Genomic DNA, 13,420 nt, shown 5'->3' with positions numbered 1-13,420 from the left:
GGGTGGCGGAGGGGAGGTCCGGGCTGTCGGGGGCGGCCAGGATCCGCTCGTGTTCCTCCGCCGTCAGCAGGTCGATGTCGGCGAGCAGGAATGGACGGCCGGTTCCTGCGTGGGCTCCCGCGCCGGTTCCCGCATCGGCTCCCGCTTCCGTGAACGCGTTCAACAGGCGCAGGAACCGCTCCTGGTGGGCGGCGAGGAGCTCCGGGGAGTACGCGTCGGGATTGGCGTCGAAGTCGACGCGGAGGCCGGCGCCGTCGGACCGGTCGTAGACCGTGATCGCCAGGTCGTCGTAGAGGCCGTGGGTGAGGTTGTGGCCGGTGACGCGGTGCCCGGCGAAGGTGAAGTCGTAAGGGAAGGGAAGGATGTTGATCTGGAGCCCCGCGAAGGCGCGCAGCGACTCGGGGAGTTCCAGGTCGCGGGCGAGGTCCTCGCCGCGGTAGCGCTGGTGGGCGACGGCGTGGCGGATCTCCTCGGCGGCCTGCCGGAGCAGGTCGGCGACCGGCATGGCGGCGTGCACGGTCATCCGCAGGGGGAGCACGTTCGACAGGGAGCCGGGCACGTGGCGCAGGTCCGGCTCGACGCGGGCGGAGACCGGCATGCCGAGGACGACGTCGGACTCGCCGGTCATGCGGTGCAGGTAGGCGGCCGTCGCCGCGACGATCAGGGTGGAGACGCGGGTTCCGGCGCGGGCGGCGGCGGCGCGCAGCTCCTCCAGGCGGTCCTGGGTGAGGTGGGCGGTGTGCCGGATGACGGCGCGGGCCGGGCCGGGCGCGCGGTCGGCGAGGCGGGCGGCGGGGGCGCGGCGGTCGGCGTAGCGCCCGGTCCAGTGGCGCCGGTCCTCGGCGAAGGCGGCCGAGGAGCGGTATTCCGCGTCGCGGCGGACGAGGAGTTCCAGGGGGCCGAAGGAGCAGGCCGGCGCCGGCAGGCCGGCCACGAGCGCGGTGTACACCTCGGCGACCCGGCGGGCGACCAGTGCGTAGACCGCTCCGTCCATGACGATGTGGTGGTAGCCCTGGAACCAGGCGAAGCGGTCGGGTGCCAGTCTGAGGAGGGCGAAGCGGAAGAGTGGGTCGCGGGCGAGGTCCATGGGCCGGGAGAGCGTCTCGCGCATCCACGCCTCGGCGGCCGCGCGCGGGTCCGCCGCGTGGCCGACGTCCACGACGGGGAAGTCCCAGCCGGTGCGGGGTTCCACCGTCTGCCGGGGGACGCCGTCCGTCTCGGCGTAGCGCGCCCGCAGGGGTTCGGCCTCGTCGACGACCTGCCGGACGGCGGCTTCGAGGGCCTCCGGGTCGACGGGCCCGTGGATCTCCACGTACTCGCCGACCAGGTAGCCGGGGCTGTCCGGGGCGAGCTGCTGGCCGAGCCAGATCTCCCGCTGAGCGGCCGACAGGGGCAGTTGAGCGCCCGGGGATGTCATGACTGGCTCCTCCCACCGTGCGGCAGTGCGTCGCGGCGGCGCCGCGACCGCGAGGTCGTGGACCCGGCGACCCTGCCATCCTCGGCGGGCCGGCTCGTGCGGAGGGAGCCTCTTCGGCGCGCCCCAAGAGCCATGTACGACCGGGTATGCCCGGTCGGGGGGGGCAGCGGGCGCCGGGCCGGGCCGCTGCCCCGCACGCCGGTCAGTCGACGAAGGAGTAGGGGTCCAGGGCGTCCGAGGGGAGGTGCTCGACGAGGAGCCGGTCGCCGATGCCCGCGGCTTCCGCCAGTTCGAGCAGGACGTCCAGGGCGACGTGGTCCTCCAGGGCGAAGCCGGTGGAGTCGAAGACGGTGACGTCGTCGCGGTGTGCCGCCGCCTGCTCCGGTGCGGCGGCGAGCTGCGGGAGTTCCGGGCCTATGGCGCTCGCGGGCAGTTGCTGGCACTCGCCTTCGCGCCGGGCCTGCGCCAGGTGGTCGGGGACGACGAAGGCCGAGGTGAGGACGTGGGCGGGGAGTTCGGTCTTGCCGACGAGGTCGGCGCCGACGCCGTTGATGTGGACGTGGGGGCGCAGGCGGGTGCCGGGCAGGACGGGTCCCTCGCCGACGCCCACGCTGGTGGCCGTGCAGATGATGTCGGCCAGCGGCTCGATCTCTTCGGGGCGGGTCACGCGGACGTCCAGGCCGAGGAAGTCGACGCGGGCGGAGAAGGACTGGGCGTGCCCCGGGTCGGTGTCGTGCACGAGGATCCGCTCCAGCGGGAAGACGCGGCTCAGGGCGTGTGCCTGGGACACCGCCTGGGCTCCGGCTCCGATGACGCCCAGGGTGCGGCTGCCGGGCAGGGCCAGCAGGCGGCTGGCGACGGCGGAGGCCGCTCCCGTGCGTACGGCCGTGAGCAGTCCGCCGTCGCACAGGGCCGTGAGCCGGCCGGTGGTGTCGTCGAAGCGGGTGACGGAACCGTTGATGGTGGGCAGGCCGTGGGTCCGGGGGTTGGCGGGCGTGTAGGAGACCGTTTTGAGGGTCATGGCCTGGCCGGGCCGGTGGTAGGGCATCCATTCGATGACTCCGGTGCCGCCCTGGCCGCGCAGGAATCCGTCCCGGGGCGGGGTGGAGCCGGCGGGGCCCGCGGTTCCGGCGGCGGCGAAGGCCTGCTGGAGCCGGTCGGTCATCAGGTCCATGAAGCGGTCGCGGCCGCATGTGCCGATGAGCTTGGCGACATGCTGCTGCGTCAGGATGAGCGTTTCCATGTGGGGTTCCCCGTTTGCAGTGGTGTCGTCCGGTGCAAGTGATGTCATCCGGTCGGGAGGATCTTGCGCAGGGCGGTGAGGAGCCCTTCGAGGTGGGGCTCGCTCAGCATCGTGAAGTGGTCGCCGTCCACGACGTGGTGGCGGACGGGCTCGTCGGTGAGGCTCTGCCATTGCCGGAGCGCGCGCCGGCGTTCCCCGGCGGGCTCCTCGGCGGCCTGTATCAGAGTGAGGCGCCCGGGAGCGGGTGCCGGCCGGTAGTCGTGGAGGGCGCGGCAGTGGGCGTGGTAGAGCTCGAAGCGGCGCTGCAGGTGGGCGGTGTCGCCGCCGGCGGGGAGCACGCCTGCGGCCTCCGCGCGGTCCAGGACGTGGCGCAGGGCCGCCTCGGGGGGCCGCGTGGCGAGGAGGTCCTTGGAGACGGCGAGGTCCGTGCCGCCGATGCGTCCGAGCTCGGCCGCGAAGTCGGCCAGGAGTGCGCCGGTGCCGGGCAGCGGTGGCTGCAGGGTGCTGTCCAGGAGCAGGACGTCGTCGACCGGGTGGCCGTCGGCGCGCAGGAGCCGGGCGAGTTCGAAGGCGACGGCGCCGCCGAAGGACCAGCCCGCGAGGAGGTAGGGGCCTTCCGGGTGCCGTTCGTACAGGGCGTCCCGGTAGGTGCGGGCGAGCGCGGTGACGCTCTCGTCGCTCGCGGCGTCCCCGTGCTCTCCGGTCCGCTCCGCCGGTGGGCGGTGGAAGGCGTGGACGGGCCGTTCGGTGCCCAGTCCCCGGGCGAGTGCGCGGTAGCCGAGCGCCTCGCCGCCGGCGGGGTGGACGAGGAACAGCGGCGGCAGGTCGCCGCGGCTCTGCAGGCACACCAGCGGGTCCGGCACCCGGGTGGGGTCCTGTGCGCGGACGGCCCGGGCCAGCGCGGCCACCGTCGTGGACGCCTGCGCGCCCTCCTCTCCTTCTTCCTCGAAGAGCAGTTGGAGGGGTACGGTCCGGCCCAGCCCGGCCTCGATGCGGGCGATCAGCTGTACGGCGAGCAGGGAGTGGCCGCCCTGGTCGAAGAAGTCGTCGTCCACGCCGAGGCCGGTCTTGCCCAGCAGGTCCTCGAAGACCGTGAGGACGTGCAGTTCCACCGCGTCGCGGGGCGGCGTCCCGGTCCCGGTGGCAGCGGTGGTGGTCGTGGCGGGCTCGGGCAGGGCGCGGGTGTCGGTCTTGCCGTTGACGGTCAGCGGGATCCGGTCGATCCAGGTGACCGAGCGGGGCACCAGGTGGTCGGGGGCGTGCGCGGCGACGTGGGCGAGGAGTTCCTCCGTCGGCTCCGTGCCGGGGTGGGTGGCCACGGCGTACGCCGCGGGCCCGGTCTCGCCGCCCGGGCCGGTGCGGGGGACGACGACGGCGTCGCGGACGGCGGGGTGGGTGCGCAGGAGGGCCCGGATCTCCTCGGGTTCCACGCGGATGCCGCGCACCTTCATCTGCTGGTCCGTGCGGCCCAGGAATTCCAGTGGTCCGCCGGGGAGCGTCCGGGCGAGGTCGCCGGTGCGGTAGAGGCGCTGCCCCGGCTCCGGTGCGAAGGGGTCGGGCACGAAGCGGGCGGCGGTCGCGGCGGGGGCGTCGAGATAGCCGCGCGTGACACCGGGTCCGCCGATGTACATCTCGCCCGGGGTTCCCGCGTCCACGGGGCGCATGGCCTCGTCCAGGAGGTGGATGCGCGCCCCGGCGACGGGGGTTCCGATGGGGACGGCCCTTCCGTGGTCCTCGTCCGTGGCGCTGCCGGGGGCCGGGTGGTCGAAGGCCGTGCAGCCGACGACGGTCTCCGTCGGACCGTATTCGTTGATCACCCGGGCGCCGTGCCAGGGCGCGGTCAGGTCGGTGGTCAGCGGTTCGCCGCCGGCCACGAGGGTCCTGGCTCCGGCTGTCGCCCCGGCGCGCACCGCGTGGTCGTTGAGGAGGCGCAGGTGGGAGGGGGTCAGCTTGACGAGGCCGATGCCGGGGTGGGCGGCGAGGGCGCGGGCGAGGGCGAGCGGATCGCGGTCGGCGCCGGGCAGCAGCCGGACCGGCCGGCCGGCGACCAGCGGGGTGAGGAGGCTGGTGACGGTGAGGTCGAAGCCGATCGAGGAGTGGACGACGGATCCGCCGCTCTGCCGTCCGAGGTAGGTGTCGGCGCTCCACAGCAGGTAGTTGGCCAGGGCCGCGTGCGGCACCATGACCCCCTTGGGCGGGCCGCTCGATCCCGAGGTGAACATGATGTAGGCGAGGTTCGAGGGATCGACGGACGTCTTGGCGGCGGGGAGTTCCTCTCGCTCCGGCCGGGGGTCGTCCAGGAAGCAGCGGTCGCCGGTGAAGCCGGGGACGTCGGTTCCCCGGGTGGCGAGCAGGAGCGGGCAGCGGGCGCGGGTGAGCAGGTCGAGTGCCCGCGGTCCGGGGTGGGCCGGGTCGATGGGCACGTAGGCGCCCCCGGCCTTGAGGACGGCGAGGATCGCCACGGGCAGTTCCGGGCGGTGGCCGATCCGCAGCCCGACGGGCACTTCCGGGCCGACGCCCAGCCGTTGCAGGGTCCGGGCGAGCCGGGCGGCTTCCCGGTCGAGCTCGCCGTAGGTGAGGGTCCTGTCTTCGCAGATCACGGCGACGGCGTCGGGGACACGGGCCGCGCGCTCCGCCACGAGCCGGTGCACGGGCCCGGTCGCGGGGAGGGTGGTGCGGTGCCCGGCCGCCGGGTCCAGGGGTTCCGGCGCCGGGCTGACGGGCAGGGCGCCGAGGGTCGTCGTGCCGCCGGCGAGGACGGCGGCGAGCAGCGCGTCGTACTGCTCGGCCAGGTGCCGGACGGTGGAGCGCGCGAGCCGCTGGTCGTGGTGCCAGGAGAGCCTGAGGTCGTCGTGCGGGCCGGGGCCGGGGAAGTCGGCCACGAGCCGCAGGGCGTGGGGTTCCCCCCGGATGCCGGTCCATTCCGGGGTGACGGTGACCCCGCCGGCCGTGGTGCCCGGGAGGGGCTCGTGGTACTCGAAGGCGCTGTGCCGGGCCGGTGCCCCGGTGTCGGGGAGGGGCCCGTCCAGGGCGTCCGCCGAGCGGAGGAAGTCGTGGACGCCGGTGACGAGGGCGGCGACGGGCAGGCCGGGGTCGGCCCGGCACGGGACGGCCGTGAAGAAGGCGAACGGCCCCAGCCCGTCGGCGAGGTCCTCGTGGGCCCGGCCGGGACGGAGCACGGCCGGCGGCGCCGCCCGGCCGCCGGTGGTGCGGGCGTGCAGGACCAGGAAGCAGGCGAGCAGCACGGCCTCGGCGCTCACGCCGTGGGCGTCGGCGTACGCGCGCAGAGCGGCCGTACGGGCGCGGCCGGCCCGTGCCTCCCACCGGCCTTCGTCACCGACGGCCGGTGCGGGACCGGCCACCGGCTCGGGACCGGCCCCCGGGTGCCCGGCGGCGGCCTCCGCGGCGGCGCGGTCCCGCTGCCACTGGGCGTACTGGGCGTACTGCAGGGGCTCTTCGCCGTCCTCGTGGTCCCCGGCGCCCGGGGCGAGGGCACGGGCCAGTCCGGCCGCGAGGTTGGCGAAGCTGATCCGGTCGGCGCGCAGCGGGTCCAGGGTGATCAGCAGCGCGGACCGGTCCGGTGACAGGGCGAAGAGCACGCACCGCGTCTCCTGCCCGGGCGGCGGGGCGCTGCGCTCGGTGCGCGCCCGGGCCCGTATCTCCTCCTCCTGCTGCCGCTCGTCGTGGCCGCGCAGGTCGGCGGTGTCCAGCCGTACGCCGGGAGGCTGTTCCGCCACGACCTGCAGCGGGCCCGCCGTGCCGCCGGGCGCGATGACGCGGGTGCGCAGGATCTCGTGACGCCGCACCACGCCGTGAAGTGCGGAGACGAGTTGTTCCGGTGACAGCGGGCCGTCGATCCGGAGGACCGCCTGCGCGTGGCCGTGGAATCCTTGCTGGGCGAAGGCCAGGATGCGCGTCTGCTGCCGCGATGCCCCGTACCCCTCGATGTTCGCCGCCATGGCGTTGTTCACCTTCTCATCCGAAGTCGAGCATGCCGCCCATCGCGACGAGCAGCTTCCGTTCCCCCTGGAAGGGGTTGCGCCCGTGGGCCATGGAGAGGTTGTCGAGCATCATCACGTCGCCGGGCTGCCAGGGGAGGGCGAGTTCGAGGTCCTGGTAGACCGCGAGGATCTCCGCCATCACCTCGTCCGGGATGGGGGTTCCGTCGCCGTAGGCGCAGGTGCGGGGCAGTTCGGACGCGTCGAGGACCGTCTCCAGGGCCGTGCGGGTCTGCGGGTCGAGGCAGGAGGTGTGCCAGTGCTGGATCTGGTTGAACCAGGACATCCGCCCGGTCCGCGGGTGGCGGATGACGGCCGGCCGGACCGCGCGGGTGTGCAGCCGGTCGCCGTGCCAGGTGAAGTCCAGGCCGGAGGCCCGGCAGCGTTGTTCGACCGTGGCCTTGTCGTCGCTGCGGAACACCTCCCGCCAGTGCAGTCCGAGGCCGGTTCCGTAGGTGCGGACGTACATGACGCCCTTGTCGGCGAACCGCGCGCGCAGGGCGGGGTCGAGCCGGTCGTGGACGGCGCGGCTGTCGACGACGGGGGTCTCGCCGCCGCGTGCCGCGGCCCGTACGCAGCAGAACCAGATCCGCCCGGGGCCGCTGTCGTTGAAGGAGTTCTCGTTGTGCCACAGCAGGCGCTGTTCGGGCGGGTAGAAGACGGGGGTGTAGACGTTGCCGTTCACCGCGGCGCGGGGGTGTTCGCCGTTCTCGTTGAAGAGGTCGGGGACGAACGCGGAGGCGAAGTCCTCCAGTTCCTCCGGGGTGTCGGTGCCGAAGCCCCGGAACATGATGCCGCCGGTCGTGCGCAGGTCGGCTTCGAGCGCGTCGAGCCGGGTGCGCGCCCAGTCGCCGAGGCGGATGCCGGGTGCGGTGCGTTCGAATAGGACCAGGCGCGTGGGGCCGTCGCCCACGGTCCTCCGGCGGACGGCTTCCGCGGCCGTGCCGGGGGCGGGGGCGGGGGCAGTGGTCTTGCGCGCTTTGAGTGCTTTGATGCTCCCGGGGCGGGAGGAGGTGCGGTCGTCGCCCACCGGTTCATTCCCTTCGCTGGCGGGGTGCGGCTACCACGTCGTGAGCTCGCCGCTGAGGAAGAGGTCGCGGCAACGCTGCCGCTGGAGCTTTCCGCTGGTCGTACGGGGCAGGGAGCCGGGTCGCAGCACGGCCACGGACGCGACGGTGATCTGGTGCTCCTCGGCCACGGCGCGTCTGACGGCCCGGGTCACCTCGCGGCCGGTCCTGTCGCCTTCGCGTACTTCCACGGCGACGACCAGGCGGGCTTCGCCGCCGGTGTCGTGCTGGAAGGCCGCGCACTGGTTCTCCCTGATGGCGGGGTGGCTCCGTTCGGCGGTGAGCTCGATGTCCTGGGGATGGTGGTTGCGTCCGTCCACGATGACGAGGTCCTTGATCCGGCCGGCGACGTACAGCCGCCCCTCGTGCAGGAAGCCGAGGTCCCCGGTGCGCAGGAACGGTCCCTCGCCGGTGTCCGCGAGGCGGGCGCCGAAGGTGGCCTCGCTCTCCAGGGGCTGCTGCCAGTAGCCGGCGGCGACGCTGTCACCCGCGACCCAGATCTCGCCCACGTGGCCGGGCTCCTGCGGGGTGAGGCGATCGGGGTCCACGATCCGTACGGTGAGCTCCTCCGGCGGGCGCCCGCAGGAGACGACGCGCACGCTGTCGGCGCCGTCGGGTGCCACCCGGACGATGCCCCGGTGGAGGGCGTCACGGGTGAGGCGGAGGGCGCTCGCCGGCTCGTTGTCCCCGCGGACGCCGCTGACGAAGACGGTGGCCTCGGCGAGCCCGTAGCAAGGAGTGAGCGTGGCGCGCGGGAGGCCGCTGGGAGCGAAGTGATCGGTGAACCGGGTGAGGGTTTCGGCCCGTACGGGTTCGGCGCCGTTGAGGGCCAGCTTCCAGTGGCTCAGGTCCAGTGCGTCGCGCTCCTGCGGGGTCACCCTGGCGGCGCACAGGTCGTAGGCGAAGTTGGGGGCGCTGCTGATCTGGGCGCGGTGGTCGGCCATCGCGCGCAGCCAGGTCACCGGGGACATCAGGAAGGAGAGCGGGGACATCAGCACGGACGTCCCGCCGCGGTACACCGCGTACAGGGCGATGGCCAGGCCCATGTCGTGGAAGAGGGGCAGCCAGCTCACGAGGGTTTGGCCGGCGGGCGGTACGCCGGTGACGGCCCGGTCGGCCATCCGGCTGACGCAGCCGAGGTTGTGCAGGAAGTTGTGGTGGGTGACGACGACGCCCTTGGGTGCGCTGGTGGACCCGGAGGTGTACTGGAGCAGGGCCGGGGTGGCCGCGCCGGCCGGCTCCGGCTCCCAGGAGCCGGGCGCGGGCGGGATCTCCGCGGTGGCCAGGCCGTGGCCGAAGGGGGCGCCGCGCCGGGACTCGATCTGCTGCAGCACGTCGGCCGTCGTCAGCGTCACGGACGGCTGGGCGTCCTTGAGTATCAGGGTCAGGCGCTGCAGCCGGCGGTCGGCGCCGCCGCCGGGGTGGGGGGCGGGTACGGCGATCACGTTCGCGTAGAAGCAGCCGAAGAGGGCGGCCACCCAGTCCGCTCCGGTCGGCTGGAGCAGCAGGACGCGGTCGCCGGGCGAGGTGCGGGTGCGGAGCAGGGCGGCGACGGCCCGGGCGCGCCGGTCGAGTCCGGCGAAGGTGAGGGACTCCGTCTCCTCGCCGTCGGTGCCGAGGAAGCGGTAGGCGACGCGGTCGGGGTGGGCCGCCGCGCGGGACGTGAGCAGCTCGACCATGTCGGTGGGGCCGGGGGTGCCGGTGGTGCCGGGGGCGGCCGTGGGGGCATGCATGTCAGGAACTCCTCTGCCGGGTGTGCTCGTCCAGGTGGCGGGTGATCGTGGCCGCGACGTCCGCCACCCGCTCGGTGAGGTAGAAGTGGCCTCCGGGGAACGTTTCGAGGCGGAAGGCGGCGGCGGTGTGGTCGCCCCATGCGGCCGCTTCGTCGGCGGTGACGTCGGGGTCGTCCTCCCCCAGCAGGGCGACGACGGGGGCGCGCAGGACGGCGCCCGCCACGGGCCGCCGGTAGGTCTCGATGGCGCGGAAGTCGCCCCGGATCGCGGGCAGGGCCAGGCGCATCAGTTCGGTGTCGGCGAGGAGGTCCCGGTCCGTGCCGTTCATGGCGGAGACCGCGGCCAGCAGTCCGTCGTCGTCGAGCAGGTGCCGCTGTTCGTCGCGGCGCCGTGAGGGCGCCTGGGTGCCGGAGGCGAAGAGCAGTGCGGGTGCGGCGGATCCCTCGCGTTCGAGACGGAGGGCGGTCTCGAAGGCGACGGCCGCGCCCATGCTGTGGCCGAAGAAGGCGGTGGGGCGGTCGAGCCTGCCGCGGAGCGCTGCGCAGATGTGGTCCGCGAGGGTGCCGATGTCGTCCAGGACCGGTTCGATGTACCGGTCCTGGCGGCCCGGGTACTGGACGGCCAGCACCTCGGTGCGGGGGCCGGTGCGTTCGGAGAGCGGGTGGAAGAAGCCGGCCGATCCGCCGGCGTGCGGGAAGCACACCAGCCGGGTCCGGCTGTCCGGCGCGGGGTGGAAGGTCTTGAACCAGGCCCCGCTCACGGTGTTCCCTGCCATCGCAGACGTCTGTCCTCTCGCTGTGTCCGTGGGGTTCATGCCGGCGTCCGCGGGAAGTCGCCGGGCCTCAGCCACGGCAGGCAGGCCAGGGTGGCCGCGGTGAGCAGGACGCCGCTGAGCAGGAAGGGCCAGTGCAGCCCGAAGGTGTCGGCCACCACGCCGCCCAGGCCCGCCCCGACCGGCATGGCCGCCAGGGCGACGGTCCGGTAGCTGCTGGTGACCCGGCCGAGCAGTTCGGCGGGGACCAGGCTCTGCCGCAGGGAGACGGTGATGACGTTCCACGCCGCCCCTCCCGCGCCGACGAGCGCGAGGCCCGCCACGGCGACGGGCAGGCTGGAGGTGAGCCCGGCGGCGGCGAACGCGGCGCCCTGGACGAGTGCGGAGCCGATGACGACCGTCCGGGTGCCCAGGGCGCGGCGCAGCGCCGAGGCGCCGGCGGAGCCCGCGATGCCGCCGACCGCGAGCACGGTGAGCAGGATGCTGTAGCCGAAGTCGCCGAGTCCCAGCACGTGGAAGGTGTAGAGGACGAGGACGGCTTCGGCGGCGGCCAGGGTGCCGTTGATGACGGCGATCAGGGCGCACAGGGTGCGCAGGAGCCGGTGGTGCCAGAGCCAGCGCAGCCCGTCGCCGACGTCCTGGCGCAGGGTCGTGGGGCCGGTGGTGCCGGTGGTGCTGTTGCGCACGCGGTAGGAGCCGCGCAGGGTGAGGACGAGGGCCGCGGCGATGACGAAGGTGGCCGCGTCCACGGCGACGGGGGCGGCGTGGGCCAGGCCGAAGAGGGCCGCGCCTACAGGGGCTCCGATCAGGGTCGCCATCACGGTCTGTGCCGAGAACAGCCAGGCGTTGGCCCGTTCGAGGGCGGGCTCGGGCACCAGCATGGGGACCAGGGCGGAGGCCGCGTTGTCGAAGAACGTCTCGGCCGCGCCGAGCGCGAAGGACACGGCCGCCAGGGCGAGCACGGGGGTGTCCTGTGCCAGCAGGGCGACCGCGAAGGCGCCGGTCAGCGCCGCCCGTCCGAGGTCGACGGTCCACATCAGCCGGCGCCGGTCGGTGCGGTCGACGACGGCCCCGCCGATCAGCCCGAACAGCGGCCAGGGCAGGTAGCCGGCGACGAAGACGAGGGACACCGCGCGCGGGTCGTCGGTGATGCCGGCGGCCAGCAGGGGGAAGGCCACGTAGCGGATGCCGTCGCCCAGGGTGGACAGGGTGGCGGCGGTCCACAGCACCCAGAACGGCCTGCCGGGCCCCGGGCGCCGCGTGCCGGTTCCGGTGCCGGTCGCTGATTTCGGGTTCATGGCGGGGGGCTCAATCCCCCGTCCGGGCCGGTCCGTGCCCCGTCGGCGCCTCGGCGACGGGGTCGCCGGGGTGCTCGGCGAACGCGGCCAGCAGCGTCCGGTAGTCGTCGAGGAGTTCCCTCATGGTGTCGGCTTCGAAGAGTTCGGCGTCGTATTCCCAGGTGCCCTCTACGGTGCCGTCGGGCGTCTCCGTCAGGTGGGCGAAGATGTCGCAGCGGGCGGTGTCGGCCGGGGCGCCGAAGGGCGTGACCGTGAGGCCGGGCAGTGATGCCGCGGACCGGCGCGTGGTGCCGAGCCCGACCTTCAGCTGGAAGAGCGGGTTCTGGTTGCGGCCGCGCCGGGGGTTGAGCATCCGCACGACCTGCTCGTAGGGCAGCTCCTGGTGCGCGTAGGCGTCCACGGTGACCGCGCGGACGCGCCGCAGGAGCGTGCGCCAGTCGGGTGCGCCGGTGAGGTCGGCGCGCAGCACGACCTGGTTGACGAAGAATCCGATCAGCGGCTCGGTGGCGGTGTCGGACCGGTTGGCGACGTCCGCGCCCACGGTGAGGTCGGTGTGCCCGGTGCGCCGGTGCAGCAGGGCGTACGCGCCGGTCAGCAGCCCCATGAAGAGGGTGGCGTCCGCTTCCCGGCAGTGGGCGCGGATCTTGTCGGTCACGGGCCGCGGGAGGCTGAAGGGGAGGGCGAGGGCGCGGTGGGTGGGGCGGGCCGGCCGCGGCCGGTCCAGCGGCAGGCCGGGCAGGTCGAGGACGCCGTCGAGCCGGTCGCGCCAGTACGCGCGCGAGGCGTCGAAGTGCCCTTCGTCCGCCAGCCGGCGTTCCCACGCGGCGTAGTCGGCGTACTGGACGGCGAGTGCGGGCAGTGCGGGCGCGCGTTGCTCGGTGCCCGCCGCGTAGAGCTCGGCCACTTCGCCGAGGAACACGTCGGTGGACCAGCCGTCGAAGGCGATGTGGTGGGTCCGCACGAGCAGGACGTGTTCTTCGTCGGCGAGCCGGAGGAGCCGCGCGGTGAGGACCGGGTCGCGGGCCAGGTCGAAGGGGCGGGCGTGGTCCTCGCGGGCGAGCTGCTCCGCCCGGCGCTCCGCCTCCTGCCGCGGCAGTGTCCGCAGGTCGGTGACGGGGAGGCCGGCGGGCCGGTGGGGCAGGATCTTCTGGAACGGGCGCCCGTCGTGCGTGACGAGGACCGTGCGGAGGATCTCGTGCCGCCGGACGACCTCGTTCAGGGCGTGGGCGAGCAGGTCGGTGCGCAGCGGGCCGCGCAGGCGGACGAAGAGGGGGACGTGGTAGGAGGTGCCCGCCGGGTCCAGCTGGTGGAGGAACCACAGGCGTTCCTGCGCGAAGGAGGGCGGCATCGCCGGGCCGCGCCCGGCCGGGGTGAGCGGGGGCAGGGTGCGGCCGGCGCGGCTCCCGGCGAGGTCGTCGATGCGGGCGGCGAGGTCCGCGAGGACGGGGGCCTCGAAGGGCGTGCGCGTGGCCATGTCCACGCCGAAGGCCTTGCGCAGGCGGAAGACGAGCTGGAAGGTGAGCAGGGAGTGGCCGCCGAGGGCGAAGAAGTCGTCCTCGGCGCGGATGTCGTCGCGGCCCAGCAGCTCCGACCAGATCCCGGCGACCTGGCGTTCGGTCGCGGTGAGGGGGCGGCCGGCGGCCGGCCGGCGCCCGGCGTCGTGCTCGTCCAGCAGCTCGGTCAGCGCGGCGTGGTCGACCTTGCCGTTCGGTGTGAGGGGCATGTCGCGGACCAGGACGTACGCGGCCGGCGCCATGGCGGCCGGCAGGTGTTCCTTCAGGCGCTCCTCGACCTCGGGCAGCCACGTGACCGCCGCTTCGCGCCACAGCGGGTCGTTGGCGTAGCGGGCCCAGTCCGGCGGGGCGGCCTGCGGGGCCGGGGGGTGCGGGGCG

8 protein-coding genes are annotated in these 13,420 nt (G+C 74.5%); all 8 read right to left on the bottom strand.

The window, feature by feature from the left end:
* Nucleotides 1–1,417, bottom strand: a 1,417-nt coding sequence (locus tag ACSNOH_RS27795; protein WP_436724182.1) for a condensation domain-containing protein, incomplete at its 3' end; no start/stop codon positions are given.
* Between the two features lie 202 nt (nt 1,418–1,619).
* Nucleotides 1,620–2,660: an ornithine cyclodeaminase family protein gene (locus ACSNOH_RS27790; protein ID WP_436724181.1), complete on the bottom strand. Its 1,041-nt coding sequence runs from the start codon at nt 2,658–2,660 to the stop codon at nt 1,620–1,622.
* 44 nt (nt 2,661–2,704) lie between these two features.
* Nucleotides 2,705–6,631, bottom strand: coding sequence for a non-ribosomal peptide synthetase (locus ACSNOH_RS27785; protein ID WP_436724180.1), 3,927 nt, complete (start codon nt 6,629–6,631; stop codon nt 2,705–2,707).
* Nucleotides 6,632–6,635: 4 nt separating this feature from the next.
* Nucleotides 6,636–7,688, bottom strand: a complete 1,053-nt coding sequence (locus ACSNOH_RS27780) for a TauD/TfdA family dioxygenase (RefSeq protein WP_436724179.1) — start codon at nt 7,686–7,688, stop codon at nt 6,636–6,638.
* Between the two features lie 30 nt (nt 7,689–7,718).
* A complete protein-coding gene (locus ACSNOH_RS27775) occupies nt 7,719–9,458 on the bottom strand; it encodes a fatty acyl-AMP ligase (RefSeq protein ID WP_436724178.1) in 1,740 nt (579 codons plus the stop codon).
* Between the two features lies 1 nt (nt 9,459).
* On the bottom strand, nt 9,460–10,233 hold the full coding sequence (locus ACSNOH_RS27770) for a thioesterase II family protein (protein WP_436724177.1): 774 nt from the start codon (nt 10,231–10,233) through the stop codon (nt 9,460–9,462).
* Nucleotides 10,234–10,268: 35 nt separating this feature from the next.
* Nucleotides 10,269–11,528 (bottom strand): MFS transporter, encoded by a 1,260-nt coding sequence (locus ACSNOH_RS27765; RefSeq protein ID WP_436724176.1) that lies wholly within the window; start codon nt 11,526–11,528, stop codon nt 10,269–10,271.
* A 10-nt stretch (nt 11,529–11,538) separates the two neighbouring features.
* On the bottom strand, nt 11,539–13,420 hold a 1,882-nt coding region (locus tag ACSNOH_RS27760), incomplete at its 5' end, for a condensation domain-containing protein (RefSeq protein ID WP_436724175.1).

Origin of the sequence: Streptomyces sp. URMC 127 (assembly GCF_051386535.1) — a bacterium.
Classification (GTDB): domain Bacteria; phylum Actinomycetota; class Actinomycetes; order Streptomycetales; family Streptomycetaceae; genus Streptomyces.
This window is presented reverse-complemented; position numbering and strand designations above follow the sequence as displayed.